Origin of the sequence: Polynucleobacter sp. MWH-Spelu-300-X4 (genome assembly GCF_018687515.1) — a bacterium.
Lineage (GTDB): Bacteria > Pseudomonadota > Gammaproteobacteria > Burkholderiales > Burkholderiaceae > Polynucleobacter.
The window spans coordinates 733,519-753,078 of sequence record NZ_CP061294.1 but is presented as its reverse complement, the minus strand read 5'-3'; the positions used below and the strand labels follow the sequence as shown (position 1 = coordinate 753,078).

Genomic DNA, 19,560 nt, shown 5'->3' with positions numbered 1-19,560 from the left:
ACGCCCCATGGAAGCTGAACAACTAAATCTCATCACAAATACCCTCGAAGACCTTCGTACACGTACGCTTGAACTACGGAGGTATCTTTGACGTCGACAACAAAGCAGAACGCTTAGTCGAGGTTAATCAAACCCTAGAAGATCCCAAAATTTGGGATGACCCCAAGCAAGCACAAGCTTTGGGTAAAGAGAAAAAATCACTGGATAGCGTCGTTGGAACAATTAATTTCCTAACCGACAACATTACCGCTAGCCAAGAGCTCATGGATATGGCCAAAGAAGAAAGTGACTTTGACACCATTCGCTCCATCGAAGCTGATACAGAAAGCATGCGCAAACAAGTGGAAGATCTTGAATTCCGCCGCATGTTTAGTAATCCAATGGATCCAAGCTCTTGCTTTATTGATATTCAATCAGGTGCAGGCGGCACAGAAGCGTGTGATTGGGCCAGTATGCTACTGCGCCAATACATTCGTTACTGCGAACGTAAAGGCTTTAAAGCTGAAGTACTTGAGGTATCCGATGGCGATGTGGCAGGTATTAAGAGCGCCACCATCAAAGTGGATGGTGAATACGCTTATGGCCACCTAAGAACTGAAACAGGTGTGCATCGCTTAGTACGCAAATCACCATTTGACTCAGCGAATGGTCGCCATACATCATTTACCAGCGTCTTCGTTTACCCAGAGGTAGATGACTCGATCGAAATCGACATCAACCCTGCTGATATTCGAACAGATACTTACCGTGCTTCTGGTGCAGGTGGTCAGCACATTAATAAAACAGACTCTGCTGTACGTTTAACCCACATTCCAACAGGCATCGTGGTGCAATGTCAAAACGACCGCAGCCAACATAAAAACCGAGCTGAAGCGATGTCGATGTTGAAATCTCGCTTATATGAACATGAACTACGTAAGCGCCAAGCGGAACAAGACAAACTTGAAGCCACCAAGAGTGATGTGGGTTGGGGTCATCAAATTCGTTCATACGTATTAGACCAAAGCCGTATTAAAGACCTACGCACCAACGTTGAAATATCAAATACTCAAAAAGTACTTGATGGCGATCTAGATGCGTTTATTGAAGCCAGCTTAAAGCAAGGCGTTTAACCTTATTCAGAATTATCTACCGGACCTACCATGAGCCAAGAACATCAAAACCCTATCGTTGACGAAAATCACATCATTGCTGAAAGAAGAGAAAAGCTAGCCAATCTACGCAAAAACGGCGTAGCCTTTCCTAATGATTTTGTGCCAACACATTTGGCTGCTGACTTGCACGCTCACTATGGCGACATCAGCAAGGAACACTTAGCTGAAAGAAACATCACCGTTAAAGTTGCAGGCCGCATGATGTTAAAGCGCGTGATGGGTAAAGCTAGCTTCGCGACCATTCAAGATCGCAGCGGCCAAATTCAGTTCTACATTAACGATGCCGATGCTGGTGAAGCATCCCACAATGCTTTTAAGCACTGGGACATGGGTGACTTTATTGCTGCTGAAGGCGTGGTCTTCAAAACGAATAAAGGTGAACTATCGGTTCAAGTTAAAGACCTACGTTTGCTATCCAAGTCATTACGTCCACTACCTGACAAGTTCCATGGTTTATCAGACCAAGAATTGAAATATCGCCAACGTTACGTTGACTTAATTGTTTCCCCTGAAACGCGCCAAACATTCTTAGCTCGCAGCAAAGCAATGGCTTCGATCCGCCATCACATGCAAGATGCTGGCTTTATGGAAGTAGAAACACCGATGCTTCACCCTATTCCAGGGGGAGCTGCGGCAAAACCATTTATCACTCACCATAATGCTCTAGATATGCAGATGTTCTTGCGTATTGCCCCAGAGCTTTATTTGAAACGTTTAGTGGTCGGTGGTTTTGAACGCGTATTTGAAGTTAACCGTAACTTCCGCAACGAAGGCGTTAGCCCACGTCACAACCCAGAATTCACCATGATGGAATTCTATGCTGCTTATACAGATTACAAATGGTTAATGACATTTACTGAAGAGTTGATTCGAGCAGCGGCTATTGATGCCCAAGGCACAGCCGTCTTAACTTATCAAGGCAAGGCATTGGATCTATCTAAGCCATTCCAAAGATTAACCATTGCCGAAGCAATCCTGAAATACGCGCCGCTATCGAAGAAAGAATACACAGCAGCTCAACTTGAAGATAAAGAATTTATTCGTGGCGAGCTGAAGAAAGCTGGCGAAGATATCAACGGCCCTACATTAAAAAATGCCGGTCTTGGCGCTCTTCAATTAGCATTATTTGAGGCAACTGCTGAAGAACACCTTTGGGAACCAACTTACATCATTGATTACCCTATTGAAGTAAGTCCATTAGCTCGTGAATCCGATACGCGCCCAGGTATCACTGAGCGTTTTGAATTATTTATTACTGGTCGCGAAATTGCTAACGGCTTCTCTGAATTAAATGATGCTGAAGACCAAGCAGAACGCTTCCGCAAGCAAGTAGAGCAAAAAGAAGCTGGTGACGAAGAAGCTATGTACTTCGATGCTGATTTCATCCGTGCCCTTGAATACGGCATGCCCCCAACCGGCGGCTGCGGTATCGGCATTGATCGCCTAATGATGTTGATTACAGACTCACCAAACATTCGCGATGTTATTCTTTTCCCTCACATGAGAAGAGAAGATTGATTAATAAGTTAGTTAGTTTATTAACCAATTAACTCTTCCACTAATAAAAAAGGCTAGTTCAACTAGCCTTTTTTATTGTTTAAATTCTTTAACGCTTTGCTTTTAGTGACTCTCTTTAGCATGATTAATTGAATACTTCGGTATCTCAATCACCAAATCTTCTTTGGCCACGATTGCTTGGCAAGATAATCTTGATTGAGGTGTTAAGCCCCAAGCACGATCTAACAAATCATCCTCTTCCTCGGTTGATTCATTCAAACTAGCAGCACCCTCACGCACAATCACATGGCAAGTGGTACATGCACAAGATAACTCACAGGCATGCTCAATCTCAATATCATGTTCCAATAAAGCCTCGCAAAGATTGGCTCCAGTTTCAACTTCAAGAACAGCCCCTTCCGGGCAATATTCAGCGTGTGGCAATACAACTATTTGTGGCATTCCTATTCCTTTTAAATCTCTGCAATTTTTTTGCCAGATAAAGCTTTTTTAATACTCTCGTTCATACGGCGAGCCGCAAAATCATCGGTTGCTTTAGATAAAGATTCAACAGAACGCCTCAAAACCTGTGCATCTTTAGTTGTTTTAACCAATTCTTTTAACGCCAATACTTTTCGCTCAATAACATCTAACTCATCTTCATCAAGCAGATGTTTATCTTCTAAAAGCGCTGCCTCAACAGCCTCAATTAAACGATTAGCATCAACAATCTCTTCTCTCAACGCTCTAGCCTGAACATCTTCTGCAGCATGGCTAAAGCCATCTTGAAGCATCGTAGTGATATCAGAGTCTGATAAGCCATAGGATGGCTTGACTGTAATGCTAGCCTCAACACTAGACTGTTGCTCTTTTGCGGTTACAGACAACAAACCATCCGCATCCACTTGATAGGTGACACGAATACGAGCTGCGCCAGCAGCCATTGGCGGGATACCCCGTAATTCAAATTTAGCTAATGATCGGCAAGCATCGACCACTTCTCGCTCACCTTGCAGCACATGCAAGGCTAAAGCCGTTTGACCATCCCTGAAGGTTGTGAAATCTTGAGCTCGAGCTACTGGAATCGGCGTATTACGAGGAATAATTTTCTCAACCAATCCACCCATGGTTTCAACACCCAAAGATAAAGGAATTACATCTAACAACAACCATTCTTCACCCTTTTGCTTATTACCAGCCAATAGATCAGCCTGCATTGCAGCGCCCATGGCCACTACTTTATCCGGGTCTAAATTATTTAACGGCGCTTGACCAAATAACTCGCCAACCGCTCTTTGCACATGCGGCATGCGAGTAGCACCCCCCACCATCACCACACCTTTAATTTCTTCAGCAGTCAAACCAGCATCTCTTAAGGCTTTTTTAGCAGCAACCAATGTTTTAGAAACTAAATGCTGGGTTAGCTCAAAGAACTGGGCTTGACTAATGCCTACATTAACAACCGTACCGGTCCCCAATGTCACATGCACTCTTGCAAGCGGGTTCTTGCTTAACTGTTCCTTGGCTTCCTTTGCAGCGCTCACCAATAAACGCGTATCTTTGTCTGATAAAAGCTGCAACTTAGCTTGCTCTAATACCCAGCAATACAAACGATGGTCAAAGTCATCACCGCCTAAAGCCGAGTCACCGCCAGTTGAGAGTACTTCAAAGACACCCTTACTCAACCTCAGAATAGAAATATCAAAAGTACCTCCACCCAAATCGTAAACGGCGTAAAGGCCTTCTGAAGCATTATCCAATCCATAAGCAACTGCAGCAGCTGTTGGCTCATTTAACAGCCTTAAAACTTCTATACCTGCTAATTTTGCAGCATCTTTAGTAGCTTGTCTTTGAGCATCATCAAAATAAGCTGGCACGGTAATAACCGCACCCACGATTTCATCATCAAAAGAATCTTCCGCTCTTTGTCTTAATCTTGCCAAAATCTCCGCAGATACTTCAACAGGACTCTTATCACCAGCAATTGTTTTTATTTTGAGCATGCCAGGAGCATCCACAAACTCATAAGGCAAAGATTCAAAATGCGCCACGTCACTCAACCCACGCCCCATAAAACGCTTAGCTGAAATAATCGTGTTTTTAGGATCCCCATTCGCATTCTGTAAGGCTTGATAACCAGCCTGCGTCGTACCACCAGGTAAATAACGCACGACCGATGGCAGCAATGCTCGCCCCTGCTCATCAACCAAAACTTCAGGAAGAGCATTTTTCATAGTAGCCACCAAAGAATTGGTGGTTCCTAAATCTATACCAACAGCGATACGTCTTTGATGAGGAGCTAATGACTGACCAGGCTCGGCGATTTGTAATAGGGCCATATATATGTGTAGTTATGCTGACATTGCGTCTTCTAATTCAACGCTAAATTTATCAATGAATAATAAAGCCCTGAGCTTCTCAGCAGCTAATTGAAAATTGTGAGCTTGATCAATTGCTACTTCAACTTCCAGCAAAAGTTCTTTGCGAGTGGCTTCCACTTGCTGGTATAGCTGATCTAACTGATTGGGCTGATCTCTAACCTCATCTAAAGATTCACGCCACTCCATCTGCTGCATTAAAAACTGAGCGGGCATAGCAGTATTTGTTTCCAACTGAGGATCCACGCCATTTTTAGCGCACAGATACAAACCTCGTTGAATAGGATTGGTAAGCGTTCGATAGGCAGCGTTCGCTAAGGTAGCCATCTGCATTGAGATGCGCTTTTCAGCATCACTACCTTGGACATGCAAATCAGGGTGTACTTGTTTTTGGACAGTTAAATAAGCAGACTCCAAAGCCTGCCTATCTATTTTGAATTGCGGCTTTAACTGAAACAGGGCAAAGTAATCGTCAAACTCTAAAAGACTCGCCACAACCGCACTCATCTTTCACATTCGGATTTTGGAACTTAAACCCTTCGTTTAATCCCTCACGCACATAATCTAACTCTGTGCCATCAAGATATGCCAAGCTCTTAGGGTCCACATAAACCTTTACACCTAGCGACTCAAATAAAGTATCTTCAGGAGCAGCCTCGTCAACATACTCCAACTGATAGGCTAAACCAGAACAACCTGTGGTTCTAACACCAAGGCGCAAGCCAATACCCTTACCACGACGTTCAATATAACGCGTGATATGTTTGGCAGCTTTTTCAGTAAGCGTAATAGCCATGATTATTTAGCGTGTTTTTCTTTGTAATCTTTAACAGCTGCTTTAATAGCATCTTCAGCCAAAATAGAACAGTGAATCTTTACTGGAGGCAAAGCCAACTCTTCTGCAATTTGAGAGTTCTTAATCTCAAGGGCCTGATCCAAAGTCTTGCCTTTCACCCACTCCGTTACCAAAGAAGATGAAGCAATCGCTGAGCCGCAACCATAAGTTTTAAATTTAGCGTCTTCAATCACACCTTGATCGTTAACACGAATTTGTAATTTCATAACGTCGCCACAAGCGGGTGCACCTACCATACCTGTACCCACATGATCATCCCCTTTTTCAAAGGAACCTACATTGCGTGGATTTTCATAATGCTCAATTACTTTATCGCTATAAGCCATCTTTAACTCCTTAATTCTTTCCAGTTAATTAGTGGGCTGCCCACTGAATCGTACTTAAATCAACGCCATCTTTATACATTTCCCACAATGGAGATAATTCTCTTAACTTAGCAATCTTGCTCTTGACTAAATCAATTGTGAAATCAACATCTTCTTCAGTTGTAAAGCGACCAATTGTGAAACGAATCGAGCTATGCGCCAATTCATCATTACGCCCCAATGATCGCAACACATAAGAAGGCTCTAATGAAGCAGATGTACATGCTGAACCACTTGATACAGCGATATCTTTTAACGCCATGATCATCGACTCACCTTCCACATAATTAAAACTAATGTTCAAGTTATGTGGAACCCTACTATCCATATCACCGTTGAGATAAACCTCTTCAATTTGATTGAGGCCATTCCATAAACGATCGCGCAACATACGGATACGCTCATTCTCAACTTGCATTTCTTCTCTAGCAATTCTGAAACACTCACCCATACCAGCGATTTGGTGTGGCGCCAATGTTCCAGAGCGCATGCCGCGCTCATGACCACCGCCATGCATCTGAGCCTCAATACGCACACGTGGTTTACGTCTTACATACAAGGCACCAACACCTTTAGGGCCATATGTTTTGTGCGCAGAGAAACTCATTAGATCAACCTTCATTGTTTGAAGGTCAATAACCACCTTACCCGTTGCTTGAGCAGCATCCACATGGAAAATAATGCCCTTCTCACGACAAAACTCACCAATGCGAGGAATGTCTTGAATAACACCAATTTCATTATTAACAAACATCACAGAAATTAAAATAGTGTCTGGGCGAACTGCTGCCTTTAATACCTCAAAGTCAATTAACCCATTTGGCAAAACATCCAAATAAGTTACTTCGTAACCCTCACGCTCAAGCTCACGGCAAGTATCCAAAACAGCCTTGTGCTCAGTTTTCACGGTAATAAGATGCTTGCCTTTTTCTTTGTAAAAATGCGCTGCGCCCTTCAATGCCAAGTTATTGCTCTCGGTTGCACCAGAAGTCCAAACAATTTCTCTAGGATCTGCATTAACCAACTTAGCTACTTCAGAACGTGCATTTTCAACTGCCTCCTCAGCACTCCATCCATACGCATGACTACGTGACGCAGGGTTACCAAATTGCTCACGTAAATAAGGAATCATCACATCCACAACTCGCGGGTCCACAGGCGTAGTCGCAGAGTAATCCATATAAATAGGGAAATGCTCTGGGCTAAACATTGGCACTGGTTTAGGTGACGACATATTCTTAAATCCTTTTTAAATTCTTCAGTTTTTTATTATTAGGTTCAATTAATTTGCTGAGCAAAAGTAAACACTGAGTTAGCCAAAGGCTTCTTCGTTTCAGGCTCTTTCTTGGCCGCTTCAACGACTGCTTTATGTGGCTTTTGAGGCGCATCCATTTTTGCTTTAGAAGTCCTCAAATCTTGCATGACCACACGCCCCTCTTGCTGCTTCATCAAATCAGCCAAACTCACAGAACTTAGATACTCGACCATCTTCTGATTCAAGTTAGTCCATAGGTCATGCGTCATACAACGACCTTTGCTTTGATCTTCGCCGTGACAATTACCTTTGCCACCACATTGAGTTGCATCCAAAGGTTCATCCACAGCAATAATGATGTCGGCTACAGTCACTTCTTGTGGTCTTCTCGCTAGGGTATAGCCGCCACCAGGACCACGTGTGCTTTCAACAATATCGAAGCGACGCAACTTACCAAATAGTTGTTCTAAATAAGAAAGAGAAATATTCTGCCTTTGGCTAATACCAGCCAAAGTCACGGGCCCCTGCGACTCACGCAAAGCCAAATCAATCATTGCAGTTACAGCAAAACGTCCTTTAGTTGTCAGTCTCATCTGATTCCTCCTCTACTAAGAGCATCACGAAATCGCAATACCCTACTTATGGACTCAAGTTTATCAGATACCCAACTAAATTGCTCGGGCAATGAATGAAAATGGCGCCTCAAAGGACGCCATTCACAATCATTTATTTATAAAAATATAATTATTTCAATGAGTTACCTGGAAGAATAACCCCTCTGACATTGCCCTTAATCCTATCTCTAAGAGCAAGATATAACCTCAAACGATCCAACTCAGGCAAATCCCTTGATCTCAAAGCCATATGAAAGGCTAAAGAAAAACTAACTAGGACATTAATAACCCCAATTAACAAAACCCCGACAATACCCAACCAAAAGCCTGCCGTTAAAAATACCTTCCAACCAAGAGCCGTGGCTGCAGCAGCGAATGAACCCGCAGATAAGGTGACATGGCGCACATCCAAACCAAAACCTAAAGAAATCATTAACGATGGGCCCAACACCAACAACACACCCAAAGAAACATTAGCTGCCACGATGGCAATATTCTCGCGCCACCAAATTGACCAACGAGAAGCCCTCACCTCACCGAAAACGATATTTAAACGACGGTTATAACGAATCACATCTTGCATGTGATGCAAAACAAACCAGTTATCCACCAATCCCGCAATCAAACTAGATAGCCAAAGCAATACACCAGTAAACGCTGCAAAAATCAAAGCACCACTGAATGGCGAGACTGTCTGCAAAACAGCTTGAGCCTTCACAGAACTCATGCTTGGGGTACCAATAATGAACATAATGGCCACTTGAATTAAAACAGCAGCAGGCACAACCATCGCCAAATTACCAAATACAGAAGCGGCTTGCGATCTAATTAAGTAAATAGAACGGTCCACAAAGGCATCTAAACCTTCTTTACTTTTAACATGATCTAACAATTGCGCTAAAGCAGGCGCAGTCATTGCAGGTTGCTTAGTTGCCAAAGTGAAATTAGCAAACTGAATCAGCAAAAAACTTCCCGCATAGTTAACCGTTAAAAACACATTTTCAAAAAACCTAGCTAAGTTGAGGTTGGTAATTAAAAATTTCAAATACACCGTTCCTGCAACAACGGCACCACCGCCTAATGATTTTTTTAGAATTGAAAAATACTCTTCGCGCGTACTTGCAATGTAGTGCTCACCAGTCTCCGCACTACGCTCCACCACCTTACGAGACAACAAAGCAAATGATTGCTCAGCTAAACGCTTCACACTTCGATGACCCTGAACAGTCATAATCAAATCAGCGGTTAAATATGCATAATTTTTAATATTCTCGCGCTCTAACCAAGACTTCAGCAATAACTCGACACGCGCTAAACGCAGGCGCATTGTCTCAACTTGGAAAACCGTATCAACGGAAACTCCGTTTTCATCAAGATGGTTATAAACATCATCACAAGCAACATAACAGCTATCAATCACCACCTTGAAATCTTTCAAGCAAGTCTGATAAGCAGCATCTTGTAACCGCGGCTCATCCCTTAATATTTCTTCAGCTAATTTTGCTAATTTATAGAAAGGTGAATGCTGACCACTCACATCACGTAACCTAGATCTCACAGAATAACTAAGACCAGCTGCGCCAATGTAACTAATCAAAATATGAATGGCTTCGGATAAATCATCAAACAAATGATTTCCCTCACCCTCAAGCTCTTGATAGTGGACTAAGCCATGAATAGCCTTTAACAAATCTTGATCCAAATCATGGACCCATGAAGCATCATGTTCTCCAACAAAACCCAAAGCGAATAGAACTGCTAGCTCAGGCTTGTTAGGCGGCGGCGCAATAAATTTATTTCTAATGCGCTCACTCATTTCGCCCCAAAAATTGGGTCTCGTAGCCACACCGGTATCGCACAACAAAGACAAAGCATCGTTGTCTTTCAAAATACTTCTTAACACCCTAGCAATTTGAAGCTTGGCATCAGGACGGCCATCCAAAAACTTCAGCAAAGCCCTTAAACGCACATGCTCAGGATGCGAAGCCTCAACAACGCCTTCAACATCATCCTTATTAGGCTGCCTTAACCAATAAGCAACCTCCACCAACCAACGATTGCGATCGGCAAGGTCTGCATGAACCTCAGGGATAACCAATAGACTATCCAATGCCAACGAGGCATTTCTTGAATCTTTCCAACGGCGCCATAAGCGACTGATATCTTTAAAACCTAGCATCCACTTAATTTCCATTTAATTGAACGTTGTCGTGCAACTCAGCACCAAAAACCATTGCCTTTAATTTCAATAATTGATCTCTTGCCTGAGCCGCTTTTTCAAACTCAAGATTTTTAGCATGATCAACCATCATCTTTTCAAGCTGTTTAATTTCTTTAGCCAGCTGCTTCTCGCTCATATCTTCATAGCGAGCCTTCTCTTGCTCAACTCGTAACTCTTGGCGCTTCTCATCTACATCGTACACGCCATCAATAATATCTTTAATCCGCTTTTTAACACCCTTAGGTTCAATACCGTGCAATTTATTAAATTCAACTTGCTTTTGGCGACGACGCTCCGTTTCACCAATCGCCCGCTTCATTGAATCCGTCATTTTGTCAGCATACAAAATCGCCGTACCATTCACGTTACGAGCAGCGCGGCCAATCGTTTGAATCAAGCTGCGCTCCGAACGCAAAAACCCCTCTTTGTCAGCATCCAAAATAGCGACCAGAGATACCTCTGGAATATCCAAACCTTCTCTTAACAAGTTGATACCAATCAACACATCAAAAACGCCCAAACGCAAATCACGCAAAATTTCAACGCGCTCGACCGTATCGATATCTGAATGTAAATAACGAACCTTAATCCCATTATCAGACATGAACTCTGTTAACTGTTCTGACATACGCTTCGTCAATGTCGTGACCAAAACTCTTTCACCCACCTTGATGCGCTCATGTATTTCAGAAATCACGTCATCCACTTGTGTTGCAGCAGGTCTAACATGTATCACAGGATCCACCAAGCCCGTAGGTCTTACCACCTGCTCAACCACCTTGTCTGCATGGGCATTTTCATAATCAGCTGGGGTTGCTGACACAAATACCACTTGCCTCATTTTTTTCTCAAACTCTTCAAATTTGAGCGGTCGATTATCCATTGCTGACGGCAATCTAAAACCAAACTCTACCAAGGTTGATTTACGCGCTCGGTCACCGTTATACATGCCATTTAGTTGACCAATCAACACATGGCTTTCATCCAAGAACATCAAAGCATCCGGTGGCAAATAATCAACCAAGGTTGGCGGAGCCTCTCCTGCCTTAGCCCCAGATAAATGTCTCGAATAGTTTTCAATCCCTTTACAGAAACCTAATTCAGACAACATCTCCAAATCAAATCTTGTGCGTTGCTCTAAACGCTGCGCTTCAACTAACTTTCCCTCTTTAACAAAGAAGTCCAATCTTTCACGCAATTCAGTTTTAATTGTTTCAATTGCACGCAACACTGTTTCTCGTGGCGTCACATAATGCGAACTTGGGTAAATCGTGAAACGAGGTATTTTTTGACGAATACGCCCTGTTAAAGGGTCAAAAAATTGCAGGCTATCAACTGTGTCATCGAATAAATCAATACGCACAGCCAGCTCATTATGTTCAGCAGGGAAAACATCAATCGTATCGCCTCGAACCCTAAAACTACCACGCGAAAAATCTACATCATTACGATCGTATTGCATCGCTATTAAACGAGCCACCACATCGCGTTGGCTGATTTTGTCACCTTGGCGAATCGTTAAAACCATTTGATGGTAATCACCAGGGTTACCAATACCGTAAATGGCCGATACAGTTGCTACGATGATGGTGTCGCGACGCTCTAAAAGACTTTTAGTGGCCGACAAACGCATCTGCTCAATATGCTCATTAATTGAAGAGTCTTTCTCAATAAAGAGATCCCTCGTAGGCACATAAGCCTCAGGTTGATAGTAATCGTAGTAACTCACGAAGTACTCCACCGCATTTTGAGGGAAAAATTCTCTAAATTCGCTATATAACTGTGCGGCTAAAGTTTTATTCGGGGCAAAAATAATGGCGGGCCGCCCCATTCGAGCAATCGTATTAGCCATCGTATAGGTCTTGCCGGAGCCTGTTACCCCTAATAACGTCTGGAATATCAACCCGTCTTCAACCCCCTCCACCAAGCCTGCAATAGCCTCTGGCTGGTCTCCAGCAGGCGGGAAAGGTTGATGTAGCAAAAACGGGGATCCAGGAAAACGAATTACATTTTCAGCGGGTTCCGAACTGGAATTTTCTAATTTTTTAGGCATCTTTTTTGTCATCTCGGCTATCATTCTAGGCTTGCTTAGACTTTCTAACATTTTTCATACTATGAGCCTCTTTTCAAACGTTGAACTTGCACCCCGCGATCCTATCCTTGGCCTTAACGAAGCCTATAACGCTGATAGCCGTACAACCAAAGTAAACCTTGGTGTTGGCGTCTATTTCACTGATGACGGAAAGATTCCGTTGCTACGTGCCGTACAGGCCGCAGAGAAGTCCATGATGGAAAAACCATCGCCACGTGGCTACCTAGCCATCGAAGGTATCGCCGCGTATAACCAAGGCGTACAAAATTTACTATTTGGCAAAGATTCTGCCCTTTTAGCAGCCGGTCGAGTAGTTACTGCTCAAGCTGTGGGTGGCACTGGGGCTTTAAAAATTGGCGCTGACTTTATTAAGCGCTTAGTCCCACAGGGCACCGTAGCTATTAGTGACCCAAGTTGGGAAAACCATCGCGCCCTTTTCGAAGCCGCAGGTTTCCCTGTTGTGAACTACACCTACTACGACCCGAATACACGTGGCGTGAATTTCGACGGCATGGTGAAGTCTTTAGAAGCCCTACCAGCCAAAACAACGGTTGTATTACATGCTTGTTGCCACAATCCAACTGGCGCCGACCTTTCCATTGATCAATGGAAAAAAGTGGTTGAAATTTGCAAAGCTAAAGATTTGATCCCGTTCTTGGATATGGCATATCAAGGTTTTGCTGAAGGCATTGAGCAAGATGGTGCAGCGGTTCGTCTTTTCTCAGAATCAGGTTTATCGTTCTTTGTTTCCAGCTCATTCTCTAAATCATTCTCACTCTACGGTGAGCGCGTAGGAGCCTTATCGATTGTTACTGAAAACAAAGATGAAGCAACTCGCGTGATGTCTCAGTTAAAACGTGTTATTCGCACGAACTACTCGAACCCAGCTACTCATGGTGGCGCTGTTGTAGCCACCGTTCTTAATAGCCCTGAATTACGTGCCATGTGGGAACAAGAACTTGGTGAGATGAGAGACCGCATCAAATTAATGCGTAACACGCTTGTCACAAAACTAGCTGAAGCAGGTGCTAAACGTGATTTTGGCTTCGTTAACGCTCAGAGAGGCATGTTCTCCTACTCTGGCCTTAGCGCAGACCAAGTAGAACGCTTAAAAACCGAGTTTGGCATTTATGCAGTATCTACAGGCCGTATCTGCGTGGCAGCACTCAATAGCAAGAATATTGACGTCGTTGCCAAAGCCATTTCATCAGTAATTTAATCAATAAATTCAATTAGTTAATCAACATTATGGGGCTTCGCGCACCATAATGTTGCATTGCACAAATCTTAATTTTTGAGGATAATCTCAACATAGTGTAAAAAGTACCTCTGGGTACACGTGTTCTTAAGTTTGTTTTAAGAGCCTTTTTAGATTTCGGGAGATTATTCAATGCTGTATCAATATCAAGAGTTTCAAAAAGCCCTTTTACAACCCTTAACGGCTTGGGCTCAAGCTACAGCTAAAACCTTTGTTAACCCAACTAACCCATTATCTTTATTGCCAGCCGCCACACGTATTGCCGCTGGATATGAATTGCTCTATCGCCTAGGCAAAGAGTATGAAAAGCCAGAGTTTGGCATCAAGAATGTCGTTGCTCATGGCAAAACAGTCGCTATCAATGAATTTACAATCGTCAATAAGCCATTTTGCAAGCTTGTACGCTTCAAACGCTTTTCCGATGATGCGGCTACGATTAAAAAATTAAAGCAAGACCCTGTTGTTTTGATTGTGGCGCCTTTATCAGGTCATCATTCAACGCTATTACGCGATACAGTTCGCACCCTATTGCAAGACCATAAGGTCTATATCACTGATTGGGTAGATGCACGCTTAGTCCCTCTTGAGGATGGCACATTCCATTTAGATGACTATGTACATTATGTGCAAGACTTCATTCGCGCTATTGGCGCAAAAGATTTGAACTTGGTGTCTGTTTGCCAACCAACAGTTCCAGTATTGGCAGCTGTATCGTTAATGGCATCCAATGGCGAAGTAACACCAAGAACCATGACGATGATGGGTGGCCCTATTGATGCGCGCAAGAGCCCAACGATGGTCAACTCAACTGCCACAAATAAATCATTTGAGTGGTTTGAAAATAATGTGATTTACACAGTACCGCCTCCTCATGCTGGTGCTGGTCGCCGCGTTTATCCAGGCTTCTTACAACATGCTGGTTTCGTTGCCATGAACCCAGATCGCCATTTGCAATCACACTGGGATTATTTCCAAGATTTGGTGCGTGGTGACAAAGGTGATTCACAAGCTCACATTGAGTTCTATGATGAATACAACGCTGTTCTAGATATGGATGCAGCGTATTACCTAGAAACAATCAAGACTGTATTCCAAGACTTCTCCTTACCAACAGGTAAATGGAATGTTGGAGGCAAGTTAGTCAAGCCACAAGACATCACAGGCACTGCCCTTCTAACTGTAGAAGGCGAACTTGATGATATTTCCGGCAGCGGTCAAACTCGCGCAGCTCACGGCCTTTGCAAAAATATTCCTGAAAACAAAAAGCATCACTACGAAGCAAAAGGTGCTGGTCACTACGGCATTTTCTCTGGCCGTCGTTGGCGCGAAATGGTTTACCCAGAAATTAGCGCATTTATTCGTAAACATGCTGCAAAAGGCTCGTCTGGTTCAGCGACTGCAAGAGCTCAAGCTATTACCAAGAAAGCTAGCGTAAAAAAAGTGGCCACTAAAGTAGCAAGTAAAAAACCTGCTGCTAAAAGAGCTACGGCTAAAAAGCATGCCTAAATCGATAGACGGTCCTAATGACCTGTTTGACCGTCTATACGATGCATTACCTCAAACGCAATGCACCAAGTGTGGCTATCCTGATTGCCAAGCCTACGCTAAAGCTATGGCTCATGGTGAGGCTAGCCACAATCAATGCCCACCAGGTGGCGCAGAAGGTGTTGCCCGCTTAAGCAAAATTTTAAATAAACCCATTATTCCGATTAATCCGGACAATGGGGAAGAACGCACCCGTGCAGTTGCCTTTATTGATCCCAAAGCCTGCATTGGCTGTACTTTATGTATTCAAGCTTGCCCTGTTGATGCCATTGTTGGCGCGTCTAAGCAAATGCACGTGGTTTTAAATGACTGGTGTACCGGTTGCGACCTTTGCATCCCCCCCTGCCCTGTAGATTGCATCACGATGATTCCAGTGACGAAAGAAACTGGTTGGGCTGCATGGAGTCAAGAAGCCGCTGATTTATCTCGTCAACGTTACAACAGTAGAAACGTCCGTTTGCTTCGTGAAGAAGCAGATAACGATAAACGCTTAGCAGCTAAAGCTGAGAAGAAATTAAAAGCCTTGGACATTGATAACGCTCAAAGCGATGCCGAGAAATTAGAAATAGAACGAAAGAAAGCCATCATTGCAGCAGCAATGGCTAGAGCAAGAGAAAAACAACAAACTCAAAAGTTGGAATCAGAAGAACCCAACGATTAAGACTATCAATTAAAGCAAGTGCTTAATTAACTCAACATAAGCTTGCATGTCAGGTGGCGTACCTTGACGTTGCGCGGTCCAAAGCACCTCACCTAAACACTCCATGATGCGATGCTGAGCCTCATGTTCTGAATCTAGCTTCGTCATAAGCTGACGGCTAACATCACGAATACCTGGAGGCTGATCAATCTGCACCTGTTCACTAATAGACATGTGCATGGATAAATGCAAGAAAGGATTTGTCTCACCTTTCTCTGGTGTGTAATCTTGAGATTGAGCGTCTTCGAGATGATTCAGTATTGAATGGTACTCAGGATGCTCCACCATCCAGCGAGCCGCGATTGATTCCATAGGTGTTAATACACCAGCATTCTGATGCTTAGCCCATGCTTCACAAAAAAACTGACGCACTTCCTCTCGGCTTGGATTAAATAAACTCATTCTGAAAAATTCTTTTCTTTAAACGCACATAAAGGTTCAACAATACACTTGGCGCAATCAGGTTTCCTAGCTTTGCAAGTGTAACGACCATGCAAAATTAACCAATGGTGCGCATCGATCAAATATTCTTTTGGCACACGTTTTAACAATGCCATCTCAACAGCCAATACATCTTTACCAGGAGCCAAGCCCGTGCGATTAGACACTCTAAAAATATGGGTATCAACTGCCATTGTTGGATGACCAAATGCTGTATTTAAAATAACATTGGCTGTTTTCCTACCCACACCAGGTAGCGCCTCCAAGGCATCTCTATCTTCAGGAACTTGACTACCATGTCGCTCAATTAACAAACGACAAGTTTCAATTAAATGTTTGGCTTTGGTTTTATATAAACCAATATGCTGGATATAAGGAATTAATCCCTCTTCACCCAAAGCATAAATTTTTTCAGGCGTATTAGCGATGGGATATAAACGTCTCGTTCCCTTATTAACTGAAACATCTGTTGCTTGAGCAGATAACAAAACTGCAGCTAGCAACTCAAATGGTGTTGAGTATTCCAACTCGGTTGTAGGATGAGGGTTATTACTCTTGAGCGCCTCAAAAAATGCGCGCCGTTTTTCAGGATTCATCGCCAATTTAATTCGCGCCCAACATATCTTGTATTTTCTTTTTAAGCGCAGGCACTTTTGCCAATTGTTGCGCTACATGCTGCTCATCACGATCTCTTTGAGGCGCAGACCAAACGGAGCCCGGAAAAGCGAGATCTTCTTCATATCTAGGAATTACATGCCAATGCAGGTGTGGCACCATATTACCCAAGGCAGCTAAATTCACCTTATCTGGCTGCATAACTTCGATAATCGCCTGCTCTACCTTCATCACTGTCTGCATCAATCTTGAACGATCGGCAATCGCAAGCCCCGTCATTTCAGACACATGATTATTCCAAATAACTCGGCAAAAGCCGGGATACTCGGGTTCAGCCGCCAAGATAACGCGCATCGCTTCATTTTTCCAAATGAGCTCTCCACCATCAGTGCTACATAAAGGGCAATTTGTATTCATAGCGTTATTTTCCCTCAAAAACAAAAAGCCCGGCTTTTGGCCGGGCTCATTAACTTAGGCGTGATGCACCCAAGCTATAACTTGCTTAGTGGAACTGCTCTTCTTCTGTAGAACCAGTCAATGCTGTTACAGATGATGCGCCACCTTGAATCACAGTTGTTACATCATCAAAGTAACCTGTTCCAACCTCTTGTTGGTGAGACACGAATGTGTAACCACGGTCACGAGCTGCGAACTCAGGCTCTTGAACTTTCTCAACATAAGCTGACATACCACGTGCAACATAGTCTTGAGCCAAGTCAAACATGTTGTACCACATAGAGTGAATACCAGCCAAAGTGATGAACTGATATTTGTAACCCATAGCGCCAAGCTCACGCTGGAATTTAGCAATCGTTGCATCATCCAAGTTTTTCTTCCAGTTAAATGATGGTGAGCAGTTGTATGCCAACATCTTGCCTGGGTGCTTAGCGTGAACGGCTTCAGCAAATTTACGAGCAAATTCAAGATCAGGCGTACCAGTCTCACACCATACCAAATCAGCGTAATCAGCATAGGCAATCGCACGTGAAATCGCTTGATCAAGACCCTTCTTAGTCTTATAGAAACCTTCTGCAGTACGCTCACCAGTCAAGAATGGCTTGTCATTTTCATCATAATCAGATGTTAATAAGTCAGCTGCTTCTGCATCTGTACGAGCAATCACTAATGTTGGAACGCCACAAACGTCAGCTGCCATACGGGCTGCGATTAGCTTTTGACAAGCTTCTTGCGTTGGAACTAGTACTTTACCGCCCATGTGACCGCACTTCTTAACAGAAGCTAATTGGTCTTCCCAGTGAACGCCAGCAGCACCAGCCTTGATCATAGACTTCATTAGTTCAAACGCATTTAATACGCCACCGAAACCTGCTTCAGCATCAGCCACGATTGGTGCGAAACAATCGATATAACCTTTATCACCTTTTTCAATACCTTTTGAGTATTGAATTTCATCAGCACGACGGAATGTATTGTTGATACGCTCAACCACTTTAGGTACTGAATCTACTGGATACAAAGATTGATCAGGATACATAGAAGAATATGTATTGTTATCAGCTGCAACTTGCCAACCTGATAAATAAATAGCTTTCACGCCTGCTTTAACTTGCTGCATAGCTTGACCACCTGTTAACGCGCCTAAGCAGTTAACGTACGGTTCATTATTAACCAAGCCCCATAGCTTCTCTGCGCCACGACGTGCCAAAGTATGTTCAATTGGGAAAGAACCGCGTAGTCTAACTACGTCAGCAGCTGTATAGCCGCGCTTAATACCTTTCCAACGTGGGTTGGTATCCCAGTCTTTTTGCAATGCATCGATTTCTTGTTGACGTGTTGACATATCACTCTCCATATAAAAAACTAAAAATTCATTAACAAGTACTGTTTCAATTTGAAAACTCAGGTCTTGTGTCTTATATAAGAGTGTATGTATTTACGAAACAGAATGCAAGCAAATATTTTGGCCAATAAATTTAATAATAACCAATAAAATCAATTGGTTAATTATAATATTTCACATTATGGTGAACTAATTCATAAGCCGCAATGCAATGCAGCATGACAGAAAATACTTAAATTAATGGCTTATCTGATACCAAAATGCCGTCTTGATCGGCATAAATCATATCGCCCGGTTTGACCGCAATACCCGCCATGCTAATAACGAGATCTCGCTCACCGACGTTACGTTTCACGCTTTTCTGAGGATGAATGGCGATTGCAGCGATACCCACCTTAGACTGAACGAGTTCGGCTGTATCGCGTACGCAACCGTTTACCCAAATACCAGCCCAACCGTTTTTCTCAGCCAATACGCCCAAGTTACCTCCAACCAAAGCGCAACGCAGTGAACCCCCACCATCAATGACCAATACACGGCCCTGCCCTGGTTCATCTAATAAAGTTCTCACCCAAGTGTTATCTTCAAACACTTTTAAAGTAACAGCCGAGCCATGAAATTGGGTCAAAGCACCATAAGACTTAAAAATAGGTGTCGCTACGCGCAATTCACCTTTAACAATCAAATCTTCATGCGCATCACAAATATCGGTCGTAGCAAACTTCATGGTGATTCCTTTAGTGCTTAAGTGTTTTTAGAGCTTATGAA

The 19,560-nt window shown here is 43.2% G+C and carries 19 protein-coding genes; 5 read left to right on the top strand and 14 right to left on the bottom strand.

Translation table 11 applies throughout. The features are described 5' to 3' along the window. Nucleotides 1-7 precede the first annotated feature (7 nt). Both prfB and lysS read left to right on the top strand, forming a co-directional pair. Nucleotides 8-1,112, top strand: a protein-coding gene (gene prfB, locus ICV01_RS03910; RefSeq protein ID WP_215288809.1) for a peptide chain release factor 2 whose coding sequence is annotated in 2 segments (ribosomal slippage) — nt 8-88 and nt 90-1,112 — 1,104 coding nt in all. Because the reading frame shifts where the segments join, the coding sequence is not laid out codon by codon here. 30 nt (nt 1,113-1,142) lie between these two features. Continuing rightward, complete coding sequence (gene lysS / locus ICV01_RS03905) at nt 1,143-2,672, top strand: lysine--tRNA ligase (protein ID WP_215288808.1); 1,530 nt, start codon at nt 1,143-1,145, stop codon at nt 2,670-2,672. A gap of 102 nt (nt 2,673-2,774) precedes the next feature. Here lysS and fdx read toward each other — a convergent pair whose 3' ends face one another. The 9 genes from fdx to uvrB form a co-directional block, all read right to left on the bottom strand. Next, nucleotides 2,775-3,113: an ISC system 2Fe-2S type ferredoxin gene (gene fdx / locus ICV01_RS03900; RefSeq protein ID WP_215288807.1), complete on the bottom strand. Its 339-nt coding sequence runs from the start codon at nt 3,111-3,113 to the stop codon at nt 2,775-2,777. An 11-nt stretch (nt 3,114-3,124) separates the two neighbouring features. Beyond that, entirely contained in the window at nt 3,125-4,990 is a 1,866-nt protein-coding gene (gene hscA / locus ICV01_RS03895; protein ID WP_215288806.1) for a Fe-S protein assembly chaperone HscA, read from the bottom strand. Nucleotides 4,991-5,002: 12 nt separating this feature from the next. Continuing rightward, entirely contained in the window at nt 5,003-5,536 is a 534-nt protein-coding gene (hscB, locus tag ICV01_RS03890) for a Fe-S protein assembly co-chaperone HscB (protein WP_215288805.1), read from the bottom strand. Further along, complete coding sequence (iscA, locus tag ICV01_RS03885; protein WP_215288803.1) at nt 5,502-5,825, bottom strand: iron-sulfur cluster assembly protein IscA; 324 nt, start codon at nt 5,823-5,825, stop codon at nt 5,502-5,504. The genes hscB and iscA overlap by 35 nt, the downstream gene beginning before the upstream one ends. A gap of 2 nt (nt 5,826-5,827) precedes the next feature. Then, nucleotides 5,828-6,211, bottom strand: a complete 384-nt coding sequence (gene iscU, locus ICV01_RS03880) for a Fe-S cluster assembly scaffold IscU (protein WP_215288801.1) — start codon at nt 6,209-6,211, stop codon at nt 5,828-5,830. A gap of 28 nt (nt 6,212-6,239) precedes the next feature. Next, the gene (locus ICV01_RS03875) at nt 6,240-7,460 is read right to left on the bottom strand and encodes an IscS subfamily cysteine desulfurase (protein WP_215289123.1); all 1,221 of its coding nucleotides are present in this window, start codon (nt 7,458-7,460) and stop codon (nt 6,240-6,242) included. A gap of 68 nt (nt 7,461-7,528) precedes the next feature. Continuing rightward, nucleotides 7,529-8,098 (bottom strand): Fe-S cluster assembly transcriptional regulator IscR, encoded by a 570-nt coding sequence (gene iscR, locus ICV01_RS03870; protein WP_215288799.1) that lies wholly within the window; start codon nt 8,096-8,098, stop codon nt 7,529-7,531. Nucleotides 8,099-8,249: 151 nt separating this feature from the next. Continuing rightward, entirely contained in the window at nt 8,250-10,313 is a 2,064-nt protein-coding gene (locus ICV01_RS03865) for a site-specific recombinase (RefSeq protein ID WP_215288797.1), read from the bottom strand. After that, the gene (gene uvrB / locus ICV01_RS03860; protein WP_251369407.1) at nt 10,303-12,393 is read right to left on the bottom strand and encodes an excinuclease ABC subunit UvrB; all 2,091 of its coding nucleotides are present in this window, start codon (nt 12,391-12,393) and stop codon (nt 10,303-10,305) included. Before uvrB ends, ICV01_RS03865 begins: the two co-directional genes overlap by 11 nt. A gap of 61 nt (nt 12,394-12,454) precedes the next feature. Here uvrB and ICV01_RS03855 point away from each other — a divergent pair, with 61 nt between their 5' ends. The 3 genes from ICV01_RS03855 to rsxB all read left to right on the top strand — a co-directional run bounded on the left by ICV01_RS03855 (nt 12,455) and on the right by rsxB (nt 15,896). Then, complete coding sequence (locus tag ICV01_RS03855) at nt 12,455-13,651, top strand: amino acid aminotransferase (protein WP_215288792.1); 1,197 nt, start codon at nt 12,455-12,457, stop codon at nt 13,649-13,651. A gap of 171 nt (nt 13,652-13,822) precedes the next feature. Next, nucleotides 13,823-15,196 (top strand): polyhydroxyalkanoate depolymerase, encoded by a 1,374-nt coding sequence (phaZ, locus tag ICV01_RS03850; RefSeq protein ID WP_215288790.1) that lies wholly within the window; start codon nt 13,823-13,825, stop codon nt 15,194-15,196. Next, complete coding sequence (gene rsxB, locus ICV01_RS03845; RefSeq protein ID WP_215288788.1) at nt 15,189-15,896, top strand: electron transport complex subunit RsxB; 708 nt, start codon at nt 15,189-15,191, stop codon at nt 15,894-15,896. Before phaZ ends, rsxB begins: the two co-directional genes overlap by 8 nt. Before the next feature lie 9 nt (nt 15,897-15,905). Here rsxB and ICV01_RS03840 read toward each other — a convergent pair whose 3' ends face one another. From ICV01_RS03840 to rraA, 5 genes are all read right to left on the bottom strand, one after another. Further along, a complete protein-coding gene (locus tag ICV01_RS03840) occupies nt 15,906-16,337 on the bottom strand; it encodes a DUF1841 family protein (protein WP_215288786.1) in 432 nt (143 codons plus the stop codon). After that, nucleotides 16,334-16,972 (bottom strand): endonuclease III, encoded by a 639-nt coding sequence (gene nth / locus ICV01_RS03835; protein ID WP_215288784.1) that lies wholly within the window; start codon nt 16,970-16,972, stop codon nt 16,334-16,336. Before nth ends, ICV01_RS03840 begins: the two co-directional genes overlap by 4 nt. A gap of 7 nt (nt 16,973-16,979) precedes the next feature. Further along, nucleotides 16,980-17,408, bottom strand: a complete 429-nt coding sequence (locus ICV01_RS03830) for an HIT family protein (protein ID WP_215288782.1) — start codon at nt 17,406-17,408, stop codon at nt 16,980-16,982. An 85-nt stretch (nt 17,409-17,493) separates the two neighbouring features. Next, on the bottom strand, nt 17,494-18,792 hold the full coding sequence (gene aceA, locus ICV01_RS03825) for an isocitrate lyase (protein ID WP_215288780.1): 1,299 nt from the start codon (nt 18,790-18,792) through the stop codon (nt 17,494-17,496). Nucleotides 18,793-19,024: 232 nt separating this feature from the next. Further along, nucleotides 19,025-19,519 carry a ribonuclease E activity regulator RraA gene (gene rraA / locus ICV01_RS03820; protein WP_215288778.1) on the bottom strand — a complete coding sequence of 165 codons (495 nt, stop codon included), beginning with the start codon at nt 19,517-19,519 and terminating at the stop codon, nt 19,025-19,027. Nucleotides 19,520-19,560: the final 41 nt, after the last annotated feature.

Coding starts and splice junctions, on each gene's coding strand:
- lysS (WP_215288808.1), top strand. CDS start 1,143: ATGAGCCAAGAACATCAAAACCCTATCGTTGACGAAAATCACATCATT.
- fdx (WP_215288807.1), bottom strand. CDS start 3,113: ATGCCACAAATAGTTGTATTGCCACACGCTGAATATTGCCCGGAAGGG.
- hscA (WP_215288806.1), bottom strand. CDS start 4,990: ATGGCCCTATTACAAATCGCCGAGCCTGGTCAGTCATTAGCTCCTCAT.
- hscB (WP_215288805.1), bottom strand. CDS start 5,536: ATGAGTGCGGTTGTGGCGAGTCTTTTAGAGTTTGACGATTACTTTGCC.
- iscA (WP_215288803.1), bottom strand. CDS start 5,825: ATGGCTATTACGCTTACTGAAAAAGCTGCCAAACATATCACGCGTTAT.
- iscU (WP_215288801.1), bottom strand. CDS start 6,211: ATGGCTTATAGCGATAAAGTAATTGAGCATTATGAAAATCCACGCAAT.
- ICV01_RS03875 (WP_215289123.1), bottom strand. CDS start 7,460: ATGTTTAGCCCAGAGCATTTCCCTATTTATATGGATTACTCTGCGACT.
- iscR (WP_215288799.1), bottom strand. CDS start 8,098: ATGAGACTGACAACTAAAGGACGTTTTGCTGTAACTGCAATGATTGAT.
- ICV01_RS03865 (WP_215288797.1), bottom strand. CDS start 10,313: ATGGAAATTAAGTGGATGCTAGGTTTTAAAGATATCAGTCGCTTATGG.
- uvrB (WP_251369407.1), bottom strand. CDS start 12,393: ATGCCTAAAAAATTAGAAAATTCCAGTTCGGAACCCGCTGAAAATGTA.
- ICV01_RS03855 (WP_215288792.1), top strand. CDS start 12,455: ATGAGCCTCTTTTCAAACGTTGAACTTGCACCCCGCGATCCTATCCTT.
- phaZ (WP_215288790.1), top strand. CDS start 13,823: ATGCTGTATCAATATCAAGAGTTTCAAAAAGCCCTTTTACAACCCTTA.
- rsxB (WP_215288788.1), top strand. CDS start 15,189: ATGCCTAAATCGATAGACGGTCCTAATGACCTGTTTGACCGTCTATAC.
- ICV01_RS03840 (WP_215288786.1), bottom strand. CDS start 16,337: ATGAGTTTATTTAATCCAAGCCGAGAGGAAGTGCGTCAGTTTTTTTGT.
- nth (WP_215288784.1), bottom strand. CDS start 16,972: ATGAATCCTGAAAAACGGCGCGCATTTTTTGAGGCGCTCAAGAGTAAT.
- ICV01_RS03830 (WP_215288782.1), bottom strand. CDS start 17,408: ATGAATACAAATTGCCCTTTATGTAGCACTGATGGTGGAGAGCTCATT.
- aceA (WP_215288780.1), bottom strand. CDS start 18,792: ATGTCAACACGTCAACAAGAAATCGATGCATTGCAAAAAGACTGGGAT.
- rraA (WP_215288778.1), bottom strand. CDS start 19,519: ATGAAGTTTGCTACGACCGATATTTGTGATGCGCATGAAGATTTGATT.